At 59.1% G+C, this 18,098-nt stretch carries 19 protein-coding genes; 11 read left to right on the plus strand and 8 right to left on the minus strand.

Features of this window, described 5'->3' with window-relative positions:
• Positions 1-13 precede the first annotated feature (13 nt).
• The 7 genes from Q8L89_00965 to Q8L89_00995 all read left to right on the plus strand — a co-directional run bounded on the left by Q8L89_00965 (position 14) and on the right by Q8L89_00995 (position 6,562).
• Entirely contained in the window at positions 14-871 is an 858-nt protein-coding gene (locus tag Q8L89_00965) for a hypothetical protein (protein MDP1707637.1), read from the plus strand.
• Positions 872-1,116: 245 nt separating this feature from the next.
• Positions 1,117-1,521 carry a hypothetical protein gene (locus Q8L89_00970; GenBank protein ID MDP1707638.1) on the plus strand — a complete coding sequence of 135 codons (405 nt, stop codon included), beginning with the start codon at positions 1,117-1,119 and terminating at the stop codon, positions 1,519-1,521.
• Between the two features lie 73 nt (positions 1,522-1,594).
• Positions 1,595-2,641 (plus strand): hypothetical protein, encoded by a 1,047-nt coding sequence (locus Q8L89_00975; protein MDP1707639.1) that lies wholly within the window; start codon positions 1,595-1,597, stop codon positions 2,639-2,641.
• Positions 2,641-2,865: a hypothetical protein gene (locus Q8L89_00980; protein MDP1707640.1), complete on the plus strand. Its 225-nt coding sequence runs from the start codon at positions 2,641-2,643 to the stop codon at positions 2,863-2,865. The genes Q8L89_00975 and Q8L89_00980 overlap by 1 nt, the downstream gene beginning before the upstream one ends.
• Positions 2,862-3,287, plus strand: a complete 426-nt coding sequence (locus Q8L89_00985; protein ID MDP1707641.1) for a hypothetical protein — start codon at positions 2,862-2,864, stop codon at positions 3,285-3,287. Before Q8L89_00980 ends, Q8L89_00985 begins: the two co-directional genes overlap by 4 nt.
• A gap of 203 nt (positions 3,288-3,490) precedes the next feature.
• The gene (locus Q8L89_00990; protein ID MDP1707642.1) at positions 3,491-5,914 is read left to right on the plus strand and encodes a phage tail length tape measure family protein; all 2,424 of its coding nucleotides are present in this window, start codon (positions 3,491-3,493) and stop codon (positions 5,912-5,914) included.
• 378 nt (positions 5,915-6,292) lie between these two features.
• Positions 6,293-6,562 carry a hypothetical protein gene (locus Q8L89_00995; protein ID MDP1707643.1) on the plus strand — a complete coding sequence of 90 codons (270 nt, stop codon included), beginning with the start codon at positions 6,293-6,295 and terminating at the stop codon, positions 6,560-6,562.
• Here Q8L89_00995 and kdsB read toward each other — a convergent pair.
• The 8 genes from kdsB to Q8L89_01035 all read right to left on the minus strand — a co-directional run bounded on the left by kdsB (position 6,548) and on the right by Q8L89_01035 (position 13,307).
• Positions 6,548-7,315: a 3-deoxy-manno-octulosonate cytidylyltransferase gene (gene kdsB, locus Q8L89_01000; GenBank protein ID MDP1707644.1), complete on the minus strand. Its 768-nt coding sequence runs from the start codon at positions 7,313-7,315 to the stop codon at positions 6,548-6,550. The genes Q8L89_00995 and kdsB overlap by 15 nt on opposite strands.
• Positions 7,312-7,491 carry a Trm112 family protein gene (locus tag Q8L89_01005; GenBank protein MDP1707645.1) on the minus strand — a complete coding sequence of 60 codons (180 nt, stop codon included), beginning with the start codon at positions 7,489-7,491 and terminating at the stop codon, positions 7,312-7,314. The genes kdsB and Q8L89_01005 overlap by 4 nt, the downstream gene beginning before the upstream one ends.
• Positions 7,472-8,464 carry a tetraacyldisaccharide 4'-kinase gene (gene lpxK, locus Q8L89_01010; protein ID MDP1707646.1) on the minus strand — a complete coding sequence of 331 codons (993 nt, stop codon included), beginning with the start codon at positions 8,462-8,464 and terminating at the stop codon, positions 7,472-7,474. The genes Q8L89_01005 and lpxK overlap by 20 nt, the downstream gene beginning before the upstream one ends.
• Entirely contained in the window at positions 8,464-10,254 is a 1,791-nt protein-coding gene (gene msbA / locus Q8L89_01015; GenBank protein ID MDP1707647.1) for a lipid A export permease/ATP-binding protein MsbA, read from the minus strand. Before msbA ends, lpxK begins: the two co-directional genes overlap by 1 nt.
• 14 nt (positions 10,255-10,268) lie before the next feature.
• Entirely contained in the window at positions 10,269-10,694 is a 426-nt protein-coding gene (locus Q8L89_01020; protein ID MDP1707648.1) for a biopolymer transporter ExbD, read from the minus strand.
• Positions 10,691-11,314 (minus strand): MotA/TolQ/ExbB proton channel family protein, encoded by a 624-nt coding sequence (locus Q8L89_01025; GenBank protein ID MDP1707649.1) that lies wholly within the window; start codon positions 11,312-11,314, stop codon positions 10,691-10,693. Before Q8L89_01025 ends, Q8L89_01020 begins: the two co-directional genes overlap by 4 nt.
• A gap of 63 nt (positions 11,315-11,377) precedes the next feature.
• A complete protein-coding gene (gene lolD / locus Q8L89_01030) occupies positions 11,378-12,067 on the minus strand; it encodes a lipoprotein-releasing ABC transporter ATP-binding protein LolD (protein MDP1707650.1) in 690 nt (229 codons plus the stop codon).
• Entirely contained in the window at positions 12,060-13,307 is a 1,248-nt protein-coding gene (locus Q8L89_01035; protein MDP1707651.1) for a lipoprotein-releasing ABC transporter permease subunit, read from the minus strand. The genes lolD and Q8L89_01035 overlap by 8 nt, the downstream gene beginning before the upstream one ends.
• Positions 13,308-13,648: 341 nt before the next feature.
• On the opposite strand from Q8L89_01035, the gene Q8L89_01040 reads away from it, so the two are divergent.
• The 4 genes from Q8L89_01040 (at position 13,649) to Q8L89_01055 (ending at position 18,073) form a co-directional block, all read left to right on the plus strand.
• Entirely contained in the window at positions 13,649-14,698 is a 1,050-nt protein-coding gene (locus Q8L89_01040; protein ID MDP1707652.1) for an agmatine deiminase family protein, read from the plus strand.
• A 9-nt stretch (positions 14,699-14,707) separates the two neighbouring features.
• Positions 14,708-15,601 carry a carbon-nitrogen hydrolase gene (locus Q8L89_01045; GenBank protein MDP1707653.1) on the plus strand — a complete coding sequence of 298 codons (894 nt, stop codon included), beginning with the start codon at positions 14,708-14,710 and terminating at the stop codon, positions 15,599-15,601.
• A gap of 13 nt (positions 15,602-15,614) precedes the next feature.
• Positions 15,615-16,880: an RsmB/NOP family class I SAM-dependent RNA methyltransferase gene (locus tag Q8L89_01050; protein MDP1707654.1), complete on the plus strand. Its 1,266-nt coding sequence runs from the start codon at positions 15,615-15,617 to the stop codon at positions 16,878-16,880.
• Between the two features lie 77 nt (positions 16,881-16,957).
• Positions 16,958-18,073, plus strand: a complete 1,116-nt coding sequence (locus Q8L89_01055) for a 3-deoxy-7-phosphoheptulonate synthase (protein MDP1707655.1) — start codon at positions 16,958-16,960, stop codon at positions 18,071-18,073.
• Positions 18,074-18,098 lie beyond the last annotated feature (25 nt).

Here is an 18,098-nt window from a genome sequence, read left to right on the forward strand (position 1 = left end):
GCCGAGGCTACCAATGCCAAATAGAATTTTGCGCGAAGGCATTCTCGCTAGCGAGCGCGTAGCAATGCTCTCCTGGGCCGAAGAGGTTTTTTACCGCCGCATCATGTCGGTGGTTGATGATTTTGGTCGTTATCATGCGAACCCTAAGCTGCTGCGGGCAGCATGTTACCCACTCTTGATCGATAAAGTATCCGACGCGGACACTGGGAAGTGGCTCACCAGTTGCGTGACAGCGGCCCTTGTAAGTGTGTACCTGGCACCGGACGGGAAGCGATACCTGCAACTGCTGGACTTCCGCCAGCAAACGCGAGCAGAAAAGAGCAAGTACCCGCCACCGCCTGAAGGATGCACGGCAGCTACTACGCATGTGAGTAGCATCTGCGTAGCAGATGCGCACTTAGACGGAGACGGAGACGGAGACGTAGAAGACCTTGCGCAGCCTGCGGCATGCGCCGACACGTCAAGAGTTCCAAGAGCGCCAACAGTCAGGGGTGATGGGTTCCCCGCATTCTGGCGGGTGTACCCGAAGAAGCGCAGCAAGGGGGATGCCGAGAAGGCGTGGAAGACGCTCAAGCCGGACAAGGCGCTACAGACCACAATAATCACCGCTGTGGAGCATGCCAAGAAGAGCAAGGACTGGGTGAAGGATGGTGGTGAGTTCATCCCCTACCCTGCTAAGTGGCTTCGGGGGAAAGGTTGGGAGGATATTGATCTTGTCGCGGTCGCCGCGCAATCATCCAATCGACGGTCGTGCTGCTGGATAGACGATCACGGGGTGTCGTGCGCGGCGACTAGTGTTGGACATGTATCTGGCAAGGGCTATTGCCAGAATAAAGCACACCAAGACTTTGCGTTTTACGGCGAAAAGTAAGGGGCGTGGATCGCTGCGCTCTCTGTGTGAGCGCTGGTGGCCGCTACCATATTGCCCGCATGTGCTGCAATGTGCGTTCGTGCTGGCACTGCCGACCAGCGACCTGCGAGCCGGGTGGCTGGCGCGAGGATCGCACTTAAGGTACTCCCCGTCCGCTCCAAGCAGGGGTAATTCGAACCCCGATTTTTTTGTAGTGGGTGGGCTTTTGGATTGGTTAAAGGTTGGGGCTGTAGGTTAATCATCCCGTGATAGACGCCAGCCCATCAGTCCGCCTCCAGCGCCTGGTAGAAATCGCGCAAGAGCACGATCCGGATCTGGCGCTCTGGCTGCACAGTGGCGTTGCCGCCTGGCGGGATGGAACCAGCCTTGACGCGGCGCTCGGTCTCCAGTCCAGCGATATGAGAAGGGCGCGCGACCGTGCGCTGCGCGAGGCCGCCAGATGTATCGACCCGGATGGGGGAATGCCACGCTGGGCGGTGGCTGGCCTGCTTGCGTCTGCGCTGAGATCCTTCGAATCAACCACGTGGCTGCGCTACAAGGAAGCGGCGGAACAGCCCCCCCTGCCGCCGCTAAAGCTGGCGCTCTGGGCGGCCTTCCGCAGTGGCGCAAGGCCGATACGCAGTCAGCGAAAACTATTCGAGATTCTCTGACCAAATTTCTGACATTGGTCAGAAATTGGGTGTTTTAATAATTTCACATTAACAACTGGTGAGGAATTGAATTATGCAGATTGGTAAATTTAAGCCCGCTGACATCCTCGACGCTATGCCAGATTGGGTGCTCACGCGCTCTGGAAGGCAGCCGGCAAAACCACACCCCATCGCTCGGCGAATGGTTGATGAACACGCCAGCCTTGCCGATATCGCCAAGCTGGTAGGCAGCGTTGAGGCCTTGAAACAGGGCAGGCCCGCCGATGACCTGAGGGCCCTCGGCCTGGGCATGAGTAGTTCTGACTTTACAGCGGCGCTGGGGGGCTCATTGCGTCGGGTTGTGGCGTTGGCATATGATGCCTCCAGCCCCCATCGCGCGTTCACTCTACCGGTTCCAGCCCGGAACTTTCTGCAAGTGGATTTTCCTTCCGTTGACTTATCAGACGAACTACCTCCTGTCGGGGAGTTGAGCGAACTCAAACACCAGGTCGTCAATGTGAGCACCGGGCTTTCTGCGCAGCTGTACACCTATGGCGGCGCAATATTGGTGACGCGGAACACTATCATCAACGACGATGTTGGGCTGCTTGACACCGTTTTCACGCAGCGAGGCGCCGCTGCGGCGCGCACCGAGGCGCGGATTATTTATGCACTACTCGAGTCGAATCCTATGTTGGCCGATGGCGAGCTGATGTTCGATGCTGGGCACGGCAACATTGTTGCCGCCAGCCTGGACGCTGCCAGCCTCGCGGCGGCCATGGGCGCCTTGCGCACACAGCCAACCCTGAGTGGCAACCTATCAAACAGCAAGGCGGCCTTCTTGATTATATCTGCCGCGCTCGAGTACCACGCCATGAAACTGCTGCATGACATCGGCGCCACCACTATCGATATCATTGCCTCGCCATGGCTGCCGGCAGATCGCTGGTATTTGATGGCAGCGCCTTCGGTGGCGCCAGTGATTGGCCGTCTATATCTTGAAGGAAATATCGGCTCGCGGCCAACCATTGTTGAAGTGATAGAGCCGAAGATCAGTATCGACGGAATAATGTTAAGGGTGATGGCTGATTTTGGCGCTGTGCCTCTTGGCCGCCTCGGTGTCGTGCGAGGTGGCGCGTGATGAACGTCCGTCGCGATTACGCCAAGCTAACAGAGGCTGTGGCGAACCTGGACGCGGAGATCGGCGTCCAGCTGGAGGCGATTGATGCTGCGCTGGCGAGCGGGAACCATGCAGGCGCGGCGACGTACCGTGCCATCGAGGCGCGAGCGAGGAAGCGCCTGCAGAATCTTGTCAAAAAGGCGCAGGCTTTTCAGCGGCGCGTCGCACGAGGGCTAGCAGCATGAGCGTCCGTGAATTTGAAAAACTGACTGCCGAGATCGCCGAGCTCGATGCATTGCTTGATACCGAGCTTGATGCTTTGCACGCGGCGAAGATGGTAAAAAACCCCCAGGCGATAACCCAGCGCCGGCTGGAGGCACAGAGGATCGAGGCAGAACTCGAAAATATAGTGGATCGGGCGCGCGTAATGCACCGCGACTTCTGGCTTGCCCAGGCTAAAAAATATGAAGCGATGATCCCCGATGCTGTGCGCCCTATCCATGCATTGCACCGCGCTCGCAGCCTTGCTGGCAAGGCACACAGCTTAGATGTCGTGATTGCCCAAGCCATCAGCCTGACCGCGCCGGCGCCCCCTTTCGAGGGCACCGAATTTCCGGAAGCGGCACCCGATTCGGACGCGCTACGCCGCGCCGAAATCGAAATATAGTTTTTCTATGCGGCGAGCGAGAGAGCGCCTACCCATAGCTCGCCGCATATCTTGCGCGTTTCTCCGGCACGCAAGTGGTCCTCCGTATGGGCTCAGCGCACCGTAGTTGTCATCGTTGATGGCAGCAGAAAAAACCGACGGACCCGGCCTAGGCAGCCGGTGCAAGGTTTGAATGATATCGAACACCACGCGGGAGATTGCTTATGACGGTTAAAACCAAAATCATCATCGAGGGCGATGACCGCAGCAAGGCGGCGATCAGCTCGGCCAAGGCCAACATGGCCTCGCTGGCTGCTGCGGGCAACAAACTTAATGGCTTGCTGAGTCGTATGGGCGCCGGGTTGAGTGTCGCTTCCATTCTCGCATTTAGCAAAGCGTCCATAAAAGCATTCGCCGAGTCTGAGGAGGCGGTGCGCAAACTCGACGCGGTTTTGAAGGCTACCAGGCTTGCCGCCGGGCTTACCCGGAAAGAACTCATTAAAGATTCCGCCGAGTTTCAGCGAACGCTGGGATTCTCGGATGAGTCTGTGATTGCTGCGCAGATCGAGTTACTCAAATTCCGGGTTATCAGCAAAGCCACCTTTGGCGATGCTATCCGGCTGGCGGCTGACTGGGCGCGGCTTACCGGCACTGATCTGCCAGAGGCGGCGGCCAAGCTTGGTAAGGCACTCGCCGACCCCGAAGCTGCCGCGCGGCTCCTGAAAGAAGCGGGCGTGGTACTGACTGACAACCAGAAGAGTCTGCTGAAATCATTTGAAGACGTCAATGATAAGGCGGCGGCGCAGAACGTCATTATGGACGCGCTGCGCGGCTCCATCGGTGGTGTTGCAACAGAAATGAACACCGGCCTGCTCAAGGCAACGAATGATCTGAAAAATGCCTGGAATGATTTATTGGAGGTGCTCGGGAAAAAGATAAGCCCGGCGGCGACCGGCAGTGCAGGCGGTCTTGCCGGTGCGATCAATGTTACGAGAAAGCTGATCGAAGGGACATTTTTAGCGGAGCTGCAGGCCCCACGAATTGACCCCTTCGGCCGGGATGGCGGTCTACTCGCCGGGATAACGCTGGAGGACTACAAGGCAGCTCAGGGCCAAATTAATGAACTGACCCGCCAACAATCCGAAAAGGATGCCGAAGACGCCAGGCTAAAATCCGAACTGGATAAAAAAGCACTGGACAAGCGAGTGGCTGCAGAAAAAGTCTCAGCGGAGGCGGCGGCCAAAGCCCGCCTGGCGCTGGCGCGCACCCAGGCCGAGCAACTGGCGCGGCTGGAACAGGACGACATCAAGCGCGCGCTGGATGCCAACAAGCAACTCTACGACGACAAACTTATTACGGCGGGTGACTACTACGCCACGCTGGCGGCGCTGCAACAGCAGCAGGCGGCGAGCGAGATCGCGCTGCTGGAGCAGCAACGCGCCGCCGCGCTGGCCATTCAGCGCGACCCAGGCGCGGAGGCGGCGGAAAAGATCAAGGCCGCCGGCGATCTTTTGAAAATCGAGGCCGAGATCGCGCTGGTGCAGAACCGCGTCGCCGGCGAGGCCGCCGCCTCCACCACGGCGCAGATCGCCGCGCGCCGCGACGCGGTGAAGACGGCGCAGGACATGGTGGATGCGCTGACGCTGGAGGCGCGGCTGCTCGGGCTTACCAATCAGGAACGCGAGCGCAGCGTCGCGCTGCTGGAGATGGAAAAGCTGCAAGTCAATTTGACCACACAAGAATATGAAAAACTCAGCGCGGCGCTGAATGCTGCGCTGGACGACAAGCAGGCGGCGGAAGCGCGACGCAAGGCGCTGGATGAAGCGGTGGAACAGGCGAAGGATATTTACCGCGCGCTGGCCGAAAACCTGCAACGCTCGATTGCCGATGTGCTCAACAACGCCTTTACCGGCGAGGTCGCGCGCGGTGCGGTGCTGGGGCTGGTGAATCTGGTGCGGGTGTCGCTGTCAAACGTGCTCGCGGCCAGCCTCACCGATTCTATACTGCAAGCCTTCCCGCGCGAGTCGGTGATCGGCGCAGGTAAATTTTTCGGGCTCGGCGCCAAGCGCGACGGTTCCACCCAGGCGAACGCGGTCTACGTGCAAGACGTGGCCACCGCCGCCGGCGCGGATGTCGGCGGCGAGATTGCCGCGCAGACGGAATCCATTTTCTCGCGCCTCGGCTCCATGCTGTCAAACCTGCTCGGCACGCTCGGCTCGCTGCTGTCGAGCCTGTTGAGTTCGCTCGGATCGGCCTTGTCGGGGCTAGCGGGCGGCATCGGCACGCTGTTCGGTTTTGCGGAGGGCGGCTATACCGGCGCGGGCGGCAAATACCAGCCGCGCGGGATTGTGCACGGCGGCGAGTATGTGTTCAGCGCCGCCGCCGTGCGCCGCCTGGGCGTGGGCATGCTGGACAACATGCACCGCATCAGCTCGGGTAACTTCATGCCCGCCGCGCCGCGCCTCAGTTACGCTGAGGGCGGACTGGTGAATCTGCCTGGCGCACCGAACGTGTCATTCAGCATGAAGAACATCAACGTGCTGGATCCGTCGCTGGTGGCGGGCTTTCTTGCCACTACTAGCGGCGAGCGTGCGATTCTGAATATTATCGAGCGCAACCCTGGCGCAATCCGCCAGGTGATCGGCTGACCCTCTTGTCAGGCTGAGTGCCAGCGCGTCGTTCAGCCATGCGCTGGATGCATCCGCTAAAGGCTAGGCGTAGCTTCAACCCCTGCCGCACAACCCGCCCAAGTGGCGGGTTTTTTATGCGAGTGACACGGTGTATCCAGCATGGCGTTGTGGCGGGTTTTCATGTTTGCAAAAAGCGGTGGTGTATCCAGCCGTGTATCCAATTCAAGGTGTATCCGGCGGGATACCGCAGCGCATAAGGCTTTTATCAGCTATGTTTCTTGTTGCCCATGCATACAAATAGTACCCGTACCATCATCTACTCCATCAACCCCTTGCCTCGCCGTGCTACGCCCTGAAAATTGGACTTTCCGGGTACCGCATGGGTATTGTATACGCATGCCACACTCCGCCATCAGCCTTGAGCAACTGCGCACCTTTATCGGTCGGCGGGTACGCCATACCGGCATTGATTGCCAGGTCATCGAGGTACTGGAGGATGGCCCGGCACTGGTACTGCAAGACTGCGAACAGCACACCGTGATCCAGCCAGACCAGCATGGCGAGGCACACCGCCGTGTCGCCCCCACGTTTATTGTACCGCTGGCGGGCGATGAGCCAGGCGAATTAAATCCGGCCTTTATACATTTGCGACTATTTTCCCGCTGAGACCAACAGCCGCTCCACGCGCGCGATATCCTGCTCGCTGTCCACACCGGGACCCGGCGTCTCCTGGGCCAGATCCACGTGAATACGATGGCCCTGCCACAGAATACGCAACTGCTCCAGCGCCTCTGTACGTTCCAGCACGCTCTCCGACCAGCCAGCATAGTGCTTGAGAAAACCGGCACGGTAAGCGTAAAGTCCGATATGCCGGAAATGCTGGGTATCCGCCGGGAGCTGCTGGCCTCCCTGGGCAAATGCCTGCCGGTGCCAGGGTATCGGTGCCCGACTAAAATAAAGGGCATAGCCCTGGCTGTCGACAACCACCTTGCATACATTGGGGTCGAACAAATCATCGGCCTCGGTAATCATCTCACACAAGGTCGCGACAGAGGCCTGGGTGTGGTTTGCAAGATTCCGGGCAGACTGACGGATGATGGCAGGCGGAATCAACGGCTCGTCACCCTGCACGTTGACCACTACCTCGTCGTCATCCAGATTCAGGCTGGCCGCTACCTCGGCAATCCGCTCCGTGCCTGAGCGATGATGCATCGAGGTCATACACACTTCGGCATCGAAAACACGTGCGGCCTGTGCAATGCGCTCATCGTCAGTGGCAATAATGACGCGATTTGCACCGCTTTCCAACGCACGCCGATAGACGTGCTCCAGCATCGGCCTGCCGGCAATTGTGCGCAACGGCTTGCCCGGCAGCCGGGTGGAAGCGTAGCGCGCCGGGATGACCACATCGAAGCTCACGTCGGATCTTCGCTCTGCAGGCGTCGCGCCTCCTGCTCCAGCATCACAGGGATGTCATCACGTATCGGGTAAGCCAGCTTGTCCCACTTGCAGATCAACTCTGCAGCCGACTTGTCATACAGCAACGGCCCTTTGCATACAGGGCATACCAGAATATCAAGCAGCCTTGGATCCATACACTCTCTTCTCCAGAAATTCTGACAATCTCGCGCCAAAGGCAGGGTCAAGCTCCGCCGTGACTGGCACATACCAATAGTGCGGTTTTGCCACCTGTCCGCACTTTACCGCATCCTTTTCGGTCATGAGGACATTGCGCCCGTCATCGAAATTGAAATCCTGTGCGGTATAGCGGTGGTGATCCGGAAAGGCATGCTCGATGACCCGCAATCCTGACAACCGCAGTTGCTCAAAAAACCGCACGGGATTACCGATAGCGGCAACGGCATGCACCGTCTCGGCAGCAAAGCTTGCTATTGTTCGCCTGCGCTCTTTATCCGTCAGGCTACATGCATCACCCGGTTGCAATACCATGGCGTGCTCACCTGCCCGGGCTCTGCCGCCATTACATATTCTGAGATCAACGGTCTCCCAGCGCGCAGGGCGCTCCCGCAGAGGGCCTGCCGGCAGGCAATGGTTATTGCCAAAGCGCCGCATACCGTCAACCACGGCAATTTCGATATCGCGTGCCAGCGCATAGTGCTGCAAGCCGTCATCGGCTATCAGGACGTCACAGCTGGCGGCCAGCTGGCGTGCGGCATCAAGCCGATACGGCGCCACCACCACCGGGCAGGCACTGCGGCGCGCAAGCAATACAGCCTCATCACCGGCAAGTTCGGTATCGGTATCCGCATGCACTGTCAGAGGATAGTGCGTTGCCTTGCCTCCATAGCCACGGCTCACTATGCCCGGCTTCCGGCCGTGTGCCCTCAGGTATTCCGCCAGCCAGATGACGAGCGGAGTCTTGCCTGTGCCACCCACCGTGATATTACCCACCACTATAACAGGGACACCCACCTTGATCGTCCGCAGTACCCCCGCACGATATAAACTCCGACGCAGCATGACCACCAGCGCATACAGCCATGAAAGCGGCAACAACAGGACTGCCACAGGGTTGTTGCTGTACCAGTAGTAGTCCAGACGCTTCATCAAGACAAATGTGACGTAGTGGCCTGCTGTGTGTGCCCCGGCGCAGGATCACGAAACTGCATCTTATGCAGCGCAGCATAGTGGCCATTGCGCGCCAGCAAATCACCGTGCCTGCCCTGCTCGACAATACGTCCGGCGTGCAGCACGATAATCAGATCGGCCCTTTCAACGGTGGAAAGGCGGTGCGCAATCACCAACGTGGTGCGCGTGCGCATCAGGCGCTCGAGTGCTGACTGGATGTAGCGCTCCGACTCGGTATCCAGCGATGATGTCGCTTCATCCAGAATCAGTATCGGCGCATTCTTCAACAGGGCGCGTGCAATCGCCAGACGCTGGCGCTGCCCCCCCGAAAGCAATACCCCATTTTCCCCCACCAGGGTATCCAGACCCTGGGGCAACTGGCGGATAAACTCCATGGCATGGGCCGCCTCTGCGGCCTCGACAATCTCGCTCTCGCTTGCGGTATCGAGCCTGCCATAAGCGATATTGTGTGCGATCGTATCGTTGAACAGGATTACATCCTGGCTGACCAGTGCGATCTGGTCACGCAGGCTGCTGAGTTGCAGGCTGCGAATGTCGTGATCATCAATGGTAATACTGCCGCTGCTGACGTTGTATAAACGCGGCAACAGGCTGACCAGTGTTGACTTGCCGCTGCCGGATCGCCCTACCAGCGCAATGGTCTGGCCCGGCTCTGCCTTGAAGCTGACATCATTCAGTACACTGCCCTTGCTCTCATCATAGCCGAACGAAACGTTATGATATTCCACCGCGCCCTGCGCCCGCGCGATGCTCTGCGTACCGTCATCTGTTTCGGCGGCATTATCGAGAAAGCCGAAAATGCTGTCTGCGGCTGCAATACCACGCTGCAGCGTGGCGTTGATGGTCGTGATCCGCTTCATCGGCCCGAGCATGAGCACCATGGCGGCCACAAATGACATGAATGTACCTACGCTGATGGAAGCCAGCATCTCATCCAGCGTGGCGATATAGACAATCCCCGCCAACGCGCACGCCGTGACCAGCTGGATCAGTGCGGTACTGGTGGCCGAGGTCGCCGTCATCTTCATGTTCAGATGACGATTGGCTTCGTTGGTGCGCGCAAAGCGGTTCGCCTCATATACCTGCACTCCAAACACCTTGATCACCCGGTGCGCCTTGATCGCCTCCTCGGAGACATGCGTGATATCACCCATCGACCCCTGGATGCGCGTGCTGATACGACGGAATCGTCGATTGATATAAAGTACCATGAAGGCAATGAAGGGGCCCGCCAGCAGAAATGTCAGCGCCAGAATAACATTGAGATACAGCATCCACGCGACCAGACCGATCACGGTCAATGTGTCTTTTATGATCACAGTGATGGCGCTGGTGGAGGCCTGGGTGACCTGCTCCACGTTGTAGATCAACCGGGACAGCAGCTGGCCGGAGGAATGGTTATCGTAAAAGGCGGCTGGCAGCGCCAACAGGTGGCGGAACATCCGGTCACGCAGGTCATTCACCACCCTGCGTCCCATCCACGCCAGACCATAGCTGGAGACGAACGATGCGATACCGCGTATCACAAACAGGCCTACCAGCCAGATCGGCATCATGCGGATGATATCCGGATCCTTGGCTACAAAGCTGCCGTCAGCGAGTGGCTTGATGAGCGCCGCGAAGCTGGTTTCGGTCGCGGCAAAAAACACCATCGCCAGCGTCGCGATTGAAAATGCCTTCCAATAGGGGGTTGCATAACGTAACAGACGCCGGTAAACGGTCGTTGCGCTCGCCTGGGTATGGGTCATGCGGGCACGCTGTCTCAGGGCTGTCCTGCTGCGGGATTCTGCGTGGCCAGGGTGAAATTCACCAGCCCAAGCTGTCGGGCAACATCCATAACGGTAATGACTGCCTGATGGGGTGTCTTGGCATCGGCGCTGATGATGACCGGTACATCCTTGTTCTGTGCGAGTGACTGCTGCAAGGCGCGCTTCAGGGTTTCCGGTGCCGTATTCACCACCAACTGCTGGTCGATATAGTAACGCCCCTCGGCGTCAATCACGATCTCCAGTTTCTGCTCCTGCTCGATATCGGCCTCGGCAGATGCTTCAGGCAGCGTGAGCTTGATACCGGAGTCACGATTGAATGTTGTGGTCACCATAAAGAAGATGAGCAACATGAACACGACGTCGATCAGCGGGATCAGATTCAGCTCCGGATCCTCGCGGGTGGTGCGACGCAGGTTCATGGATGCGCCTCATGCTCGCGGTCGCCGTGCAACACCTCAACCATCTTGATAGCCTGTTGCTCCATCGCTACCACCAGTTCGTCAATGCGTCCGCGAAAGTAACGGTAAAACATCAGGCTGGGGATACCTACGCACAGGCCAGCCGCCGTGGTAATCAGTGCCTTGGCGATGCCGCCTGCCATTTCCGAGGGATTGCCGACACCATGCACGTTGATGGAGTTAAATACCTCTATCATTCCGAAAACCGTACCCAGCAGACCCAGCAGTGGCGTCACGGATGCGATAGTGCCAAGCGCATTCAGAAAGCGCTCCATCTCATGCACCACATGCCGCCCGGTTTCCTCGATACTCTCGCGCATGACCTCACGACTGTGATGCAGATTGACCAGGCCAGCAGCCAATATGCAACCCAGCGGAGAACTCTTGCGCAGATTGTCGATCTGGGCGGCATTGATCTGGTTGCTTTTGGCCCAATGCCAGATTTGCCCCAGCAGGTAATGCGGTGCGACATGCCTGGTCTGCAGAGCCCAGAAACGTTCAAGGATGATGGCGGTGGCGGCGGCAGAGCACAACAATATCGGCCACATCAGCCAGCCGCCTGCCTTGATAATTTCTAGCACGTTCGTCTACCTGCCATTAACCCAGCCTGTGTCACGCTGCCCGCCCCTCCCCGTTCAGCATGATTACTGTACCACATCCTGCAATACACCATCGCTGAGGGTAAGCACCCGCTGCATGCGGGCAGCCAGTGCCGGATCATGCGTCACCACTACCAGACTGGTGTGCAATGCTGCATTGATCTCCAGCATCAGTTCGTACACTTGCCCGGCATTGCGCCGGTCAAGGTTTCCTGTGGGCTCATCCGCCAGCACGCATTGTGGCGAGGTTACCAGTGCACGCGCCACAGCCGCCCGCTGGCGTTCGCCACCGGACAGCTCGCCTGGCCGGTGCTCAAGGCGTGTCACCAATCCGACCTTTTCCAGCAGTACTCGCGCCTTTGCTTCCGCCTCATGTGGCGCGAGTCCACGAATCAATAGCGGCATACTCACATTTTCCAGCGCAGTAAATTCAGGCAACAGGTGATGGAACTGGTACACAAAGCCCAGCGCGCGATTACGCAACCGTCCACGCTCGGCATCGCTGGAGGTTGCCATGCTGCGCCCTTGCACCCACACCTCCCCGGCTGTGGGAACATCCAGCCCGCCGAGCAGATGCAACAGCGTACTCTTGCCAGAACCCGATGCACCGATGATGGCCACACTCTCGCCAGCAGCGATGGAGAGGTCCACGTTTTTCAATACCTCCGCGTACAAGCCGCCTTCGCTAAACGTCTTCGTCAGCCCCCGACACTCCAACACCGGCGTACTATTCATAGCGCAGGGCTTCCGCTGGCTGGCAGCGGGCGGCCCGCCACGCCGGATAGAGTGTGGCAAGCAGGCTCAGCACGAAGGCTACCGCACTGATGCTGATGACATCGCTCCAGTGCATGTCGGATGGTACCTCGCTGATCAGATACACCTCCGCCGACAGAAATTGCACACCGAAGGTATGCTCGATCCACGGCACCAGGGTCTCGACATTGAGCGCCAGCACCACTCCGCTTACTGCGCCCAGCAGGGTGCCCATAATACCTATCACCAGCCCCTGTACCGTGAAAATGGCAAGTATGCTCGCCGGTGTGGCGCCGAGTGTACGCAGAATCGCAATATCAGCCTGCTTGTCAGTGACTACCATGACCATGGTAGAAACAATATTGAATGCTGCGACCGCGACAATCAGCGTGAGAATAATAAACATGATGCGTTTTTCCAGTGCTACCGCCCGGAAAAAACTGACATGCTGACGCGTCCAGTCTGTGCCCATGTACTGCGCCGGCAATATCTGCATGAGGTCACGCACCACTGTCGGCGCCAAAAACAGGTCATCCAGTTTGAGGCGCACACCTGTTACTTTGCCTTCTATCTGGAACAGGCGCGCAGCATCCTCCATGTGCATCAAGGCCAGGTTACCGTCATATTCATTGTTGCCGACGTGAAATATGCCTGTTACCGTGAAGCGCTTCAGGCGCGGCAATACACCCACAGGCGTCACCATCGCCTGCGGCGTCACCAGTGTGACCTTGTCGCCTACCTCCACACCCAGATAACGGGCCAGTGCTTGCCCCAGCACGATATCGAATGACCCCGGCGTAAGATCGGCCAGTTGCCCGGCCACCATTTTCTGGTCGATGTAGGAGACCTTGGGTTCTTCTTGCGGCAGGATGCCCCGTACCAGCACGCCACTTACCACCTGCGCGTTGGTCAGCATCCCTTGCGCCTCGATATAGGGTGCCATGCCCTGAATACGCGGATGCTGCAAGACCTGATTTTCCAGCACGCGCCAGTCGCTGAGCGTGCCATCGACACCGGTGAGTGTTGCATGCGCAGTCATACCCAGAATCCCCTCGCGTATCTCACGCTGGAAGCCATTCATGACCGAAAGCACGGTGATCAGTGCCGCGACGCCCAGCGCGATACCGAGGATAGAAGTCAGTGAAATAAACGAGATGAAGTGATTACGGCGCTTGGCGCGCGTATAGCGCAGTCCTACGAAGAGTTCCAGCGGCCTGAACATGAGTCCACATTAAAACATATTCATAAAAAAAATGCGCCTCAGCGGGTGCCGAGACAGGCTACCCCTGCTGTTTGAGCCCCGCAATAAAACTGGGAGCGCCCAGTCTGTACTATCTGAAACAACCCTGGAAAATCCAGCCATGTATCGGGTAATCAGAAACTGTCGCTCAGCGTGAAGATACGCTGGGTCACCGGGAAAAGAACCGTTGTATATCTCAGTGCAAGTAGTGCACGCTAAATGAGACAATGGATTGGCAACGAGGCGGGGCCTCATAAAAATTTTTATAATAATAAAAAACACAATTATTAACAATAAGATATAAAACAATACTAAAGTTAAATATGCAATATAAAACCCATCCAAACACCCACCTGCCCCCCGAATGGTCACCGCAACAGGCGATCATGCTCACCTGGCCGCATGTCCACAGCGACTGGCGTCCGTGGCTTAGGCAAGTCGAGCCGGTGTTTATTGCCATTGCACACGCTGCGGCTGAACACGAGCACCTCATCATCAGCGCGTACGATGCCGGGCATCGCACACACATACAAACACTGCTGCACCAGGCCGGCATCGACCCTGGCCGCGTCGGCCTGTATATCGCCCCCTCCAATGATACCTGGGTACGCGACCACGGCCCCATCACTGTCACTACGGACGGCACATTGGAGTTGCTTGATTTCAGCTTCAACGGCTGGGGCGGAAAATTCGACGCCAGCCTGGACAACACCCTGACCCGTCGACTGCATGGCCAGGGCGCTTTTGGCGCCACACCCATCACTACTCTGGGATTTGTATTGGAAGGCGGCAGCCTGGAGGTGGACGGTGCTGGCAACTTGCTCACTACCGAGCGCTGCCTGCTGTCGCCGCAGCGTAATCCCACGCTCACCCGTAGCCAGATCGAGTCGTATTTGCGCGAGTGGCTGGGCGTCACCCGCGTGCTGTGGCTCCGGCACGGCTATCTCGCCGGCGATGATACTGACAGCCACATCGACACCTTGGCGCGCTTCTGCGCTGCGGACACGATCTGTTACGTGGCCTGCGATGACCCCCATGACGAACATTACGCCGAACTCAACGCCATGGCGCAGGAGCTGCGCGCGTTGCGGATGTCTTCCGGCACCCCTTATCGGCTGGTTGCCCTGCCCTGGCCCAAGGCCAAATACGGCGAGGATGGCAAGCGTCTGCCCGCCAGTTACGCCAACTTTCTGATCATCAATGGTGCGGTGCTCGCACCCACCTATGATGACCCGGCAGATGCAGCCGCACTGGCTGTACTGCAGTCATGCTTTCCGGATCGCCGCATCATCGCAATCCCCTGTCTGCCGCTCATCCGCCAATACGGCAGTCTGCATTGCGTGACCATGCAGATACCCGCCGCAGTACTGTAAACTGTGCCCATGGAAACAAAACGACTCACCGTCGCGCTGATACAGCAGCAGGTTCAGACCTCTGACGTGCACGCCAATCTTGCAGCCAGCCTGCAGGCGGTGCGTGAAGCCGCCCGTGCGGGCGCACAACTGGTGGTACTCCAGGAGCTGCATCTCGGCCCCTACTTCTGCCAGACCGAAGACGCACGCAACTTTGATCTCGCCCAGACCATCCCCGGCCCCGCCACTGAGGCTATCGGTGCACTTGCCGCCGAACTGGATCTGGTCATTGTTGCCTCGCTGTTCGAACGGCGCGCGGCAGGGATCTACCACAATACCGCCGTCGTGCTGGAACGGGACGGCACTGTCGCCGGAAAATACCGCAAGATGCACATCCCGGATGATCCGGGCTATCACGAAAAATTCTATTTCACGCCGGGCGACCTGGGCTTCACGCCGATCAAGACCTCGCGCGGGACGCTGGGCGTGCTGGTGTGCTGGGATCAGTGGTACCCGGAGGCCGCGCGCCTGATGGCGCTCGGCGGTGCCGACCTGCTCATCTACCCGACTGCCATCGGCTGGGATCCGAACGATGATGCGCAGGAGCAGGCGCGCCAGCGTGAGGCCTGGATTACCATCCAGCGTGCACACGCCGTGGCCAATGGCCTGCCGGTGCTGGTGTGCAACCGTACCGGCTTTGAAGCCGACCCGACGGGGCGTAGCGCGGGAATCCGCTTCTGGGGTTCGAGTTTTACCGCAGGCCCCCAGGGTGAGCTGCTGGCGCAGGCGCCACAAGATACGCCGACTACCCTGATCGCTGAAATTGATCTCGCCCACAATGAACAGGTGCGGCGTATCTGGCCGTATCTGCGCGACCGACGCATCGACGCCTATCAGGATTTGACCCGGCGCTACTGCGATTAACACCCCACACCGTATGAAACATTTTCCACTGGCGCGTGCCGCCGAGTTGCTGGAGTTGATCCTGCGTGGCCGTTTACCCGCCGACCAGCAGATGCAGGCGTATTTCCGCAAACACCGCAACATGGGCGTCAACGACCGGGGCTTCGTCGCCGAAACCGTTTACGGCTGCCTGCGGCGTAAACGTCTGCTGGAACACTTTCTGGGCCCGTCACCTGCTGCACAGGACACCGTCGCCGCCTATCTTGCCGCCGTGCAGGGCTGGAGTGCGCGCGCCCTGGAACAGGCAGGCTGCCGCCCCGGGATCCGGGAGCAGGTGGCGCATATTCGTGCAACCGATGTCTCCGCCCTGCCCGCTGCCGTACGTGCGGATATGCCTGACTGGCTGTACGAGCGGCTGGCGGCGCAACTGGGCGAGGCGGAAACCCTTGCACTGGCAGCAGCGCTGAATCAACCCGCGCCAGTCGACCTGCGCGCCAATACGCTCAAGACCACCCCCGCAGAAGCCGCTGCCCTGCTGGAGCAGGAGGGTTACCCCACTGAACCCGGCGCCCTTTCGCCGGTGTGCCTGCGACGGCAGGCGCGCAGCCCCTTGTTTAAAACCCGCGCCTTCAGCGAGGGGCTGATCGAGATACAGGATGAGGGCAGCCAGCTGCTTGCCCCGCTGCTGGAACCACGACGGGGGGAAATGGTAGTGGACTTCTGCGCCGGTGCCGGCGGCAAGACATTGCACCTGGGTGCCTTGATGGACAACACCGGCACCCTCTATGCCTTCGACGTCTCTGCCAGACGGCTTGACCAGCTGAAGCCCCGTCTGCGGCGCGCTGGCCTCGACACAGTACGCAGCGTTGTCATAGAGCATGAACGCGACCCACGCGTATTACGCCTGCGCGGCAAAATAGACCGCGTGCTGGTGGACGCGCCCTGCACCGGGCTGGGCACACTGCGCCGTAACCCGGACATCAAATGGCGGGCACACGCGCTCGACGAAATCACAGCACTGCAACGCCGCATACTGGCGGCGGCGGCCGAACTGGTCAAACCGGGCGGGCGGCTGGTATACGCCACCTGCAGCCCGCTGCACGAAGAGAACGAGGCAGTCATTGAGGCGTTTCTGGCCGAGCAGCCCGAGTTCAGCATCCTGCCTGCGGGCGCCATTCTGGCACGCAGGCATGTGCCCATCAGCCTCCCGGAAACCACCCCAGCCCTCCACCTCTACAGCCATCGCCACCCTACCGACACCTACTACGCGGTTGCTCTGGAACGTGCCCCCCGCGCCTGATTGTGCCATAATGCGCGGCTTGAACAGGTCGGGCCAGGCCGCTCCGGAAACCATCTAAACCGCAAGCAGATTCCATCATGATACTCATCCTCAAGCCGGACACCGACAAGCACAGCGCTGACTACCAGACGCTTATCAAGCATCTCGAAAATCTTTCCGAGATCAAGGTGCGCGTGCATGATGAAGTAGGCGCGCAACGTACCCTTACCGAGATTTACCTGATCGGTAATACGCTGTCGCTCGGGCTGGAGGACATGAACAATCTGCCCTGTGTCGAACGCGCGGTCCGGGTAACCGAGGAATACCGCATTCTTGGCCGCCACAAGGATGACAACCGCGACACCCATTTCGACTATAACGGTGTGCGTTTCGGGCAGGACACTCTCAACATTTTCGCCGGCCTGTGTGCCGTCGATACACCCGAACACGTCGAAATGATGATGCAGGCCCTGCGCGATCATGGCCAGGTCTGTACCCGTATGGGCGCCTACAAGCCGCGCACCAACCCCTACTCCTTCCAGGGCCACGGCAAGAACTGCCTGCCGTATGTCTTCGAGCTCGCAGGCAAATACGGCATCAAGGTCATTGCAATGGAAGTGATGCACGAGTCACACGTGGAGGAAATACGGCAGGCGCTACGCCAGACCGGCAACCCTACCGGCATCGTGCTTCAGATCGGAACCCGCAACACCCAGAACTTCGAGCTGCTCAAGGTGGTCGGACGACAGCACGAATTTCCAGTGCTGCTCAAACGCGGCTTCGGCATTACGCTGGAGGAATCACTCAACGCGGCGGAATATCTTGCCAGCGAAGGCAACCGTAATGTGGTCTTTGGCCTGCGCGGCATGAAGACCAACGCGGGCGATCCACACCGCAATTTCGTCGACTTCGCCCATGTGCCGGTGGTGAAACGTCTCACCCGCATGCCGGTCTGCATTGATCCATCCCATTCCGTGGGTACGCGCGACATGGCGCCTGATGGCATCCTCGACATTGTGCATGTGGCTGCACAGGGTGTCGTTGCCGGGGCCAACATGATACTGATAGACTTTCACCCGGCGCCGCACAAGGCGCTGGTGGACGGACCGCAGGCACTCACGCTGAAAGAGCTGCCCTGGTTCCTCGAAGACGTGCGCATTGCGCGCGAGGCCTACGAGCAGCGCCGCGCCAACGCCAAAACCTTGCTGACCTAAAGGAAGCCCCGAAAGCTCCATCCCC

Source organism: Gammaproteobacteria bacterium (assembly GCA_030680605.1).
GTDB lineage: Bacteria > Pseudomonadota > Gammaproteobacteria > SURF-13 > SURF-13 > JAQBXX01.

Excerpts from the sequence above, each read along its gene's own strand:
- Q8L89_00965 (MDP1707637.1), top strand. The coding sequence starts at position 14 with ATGCCAAATAGAATTTTGCGCGAAGGCATTCTCGCTAGCGAGCGCGTA.
- Q8L89_00975 (MDP1707639.1), top strand. The coding sequence starts at position 1,595 with ATGCAGATTGGTAAATTTAAGCCCGCTGACATCCTCGACGCTATGCCA.
- Q8L89_00980 (MDP1707640.1), top strand. The coding sequence starts at position 2,641 with ATGAACGTCCGTCGCGATTACGCCAAGCTAACAGAGGCTGTGGCGAAC.
- Q8L89_00985 (MDP1707641.1), top strand. The coding sequence starts at position 2,862 with ATGAGCGTCCGTGAATTTGAAAAACTGACTGCCGAGATCGCCGAGCTC.
- Q8L89_00990 (MDP1707642.1), top strand. The coding sequence starts at position 3,491 with ATGACGGTTAAAACCAAAATCATCATCGAGGGCGATGACCGCAGCAAG.
- Q8L89_00995 (MDP1707643.1), top strand. The coding sequence starts at position 6,293 with ATGCCACACTCCGCCATCAGCCTTGAGCAACTGCGCACCTTTATCGGT.
- Q8L89_01005 (MDP1707645.1), bottom strand. The coding sequence starts at position 7,491 with ATGGATCCAAGGCTGCTTGATATTCTGGTATGCCCTGTATGCAAAGGG.
- lpxK (MDP1707646.1), bottom strand. The coding sequence starts at position 8,464 with ATGAAGCGTCTGGACTACTACTGGTACAGCAACAACCCTGTGGCAGTC.
- msbA (MDP1707647.1), bottom strand. The coding sequence starts at position 10,254 with ATGACCCATACCCAGGCGAGCGCAACGACCGTTTACCGGCGTCTGTTA.
- Q8L89_01020 (MDP1707648.1), bottom strand. The coding sequence starts at position 10,694 with ATGAACCTGCGTCGCACCACCCGCGAGGATCCGGAGCTGAATCTGATC.
- lolD (MDP1707650.1), bottom strand. The coding sequence starts at position 12,067 with ATGAATAGTACGCCGGTGTTGGAGTGTCGGGGGCTGACGAAGACGTTT.
- Q8L89_01035 (MDP1707651.1), bottom strand. The coding sequence starts at position 13,307 with ATGTTCAGGCCGCTGGAACTCTTCGTAGGACTGCGCTATACGCGCGCC.
- Q8L89_01040 (MDP1707652.1), top strand. The coding sequence starts at position 13,649 with ATGCAATATAAAACCCATCCAAACACCCACCTGCCCCCCGAATGGTCA.
- Q8L89_01045 (MDP1707653.1), top strand. The coding sequence starts at position 14,708 with ATGGAAACAAAACGACTCACCGTCGCGCTGATACAGCAGCAGGTTCAG.
- Q8L89_01050 (MDP1707654.1), top strand. The coding sequence starts at position 15,615 with ATGAAACATTTTCCACTGGCGCGTGCCGCCGAGTTGCTGGAGTTGATC.
- Q8L89_01055 (MDP1707655.1), top strand. The coding sequence starts at position 16,958 with ATGATACTCATCCTCAAGCCGGACACCGACAAGCACAGCGCTGACTAC.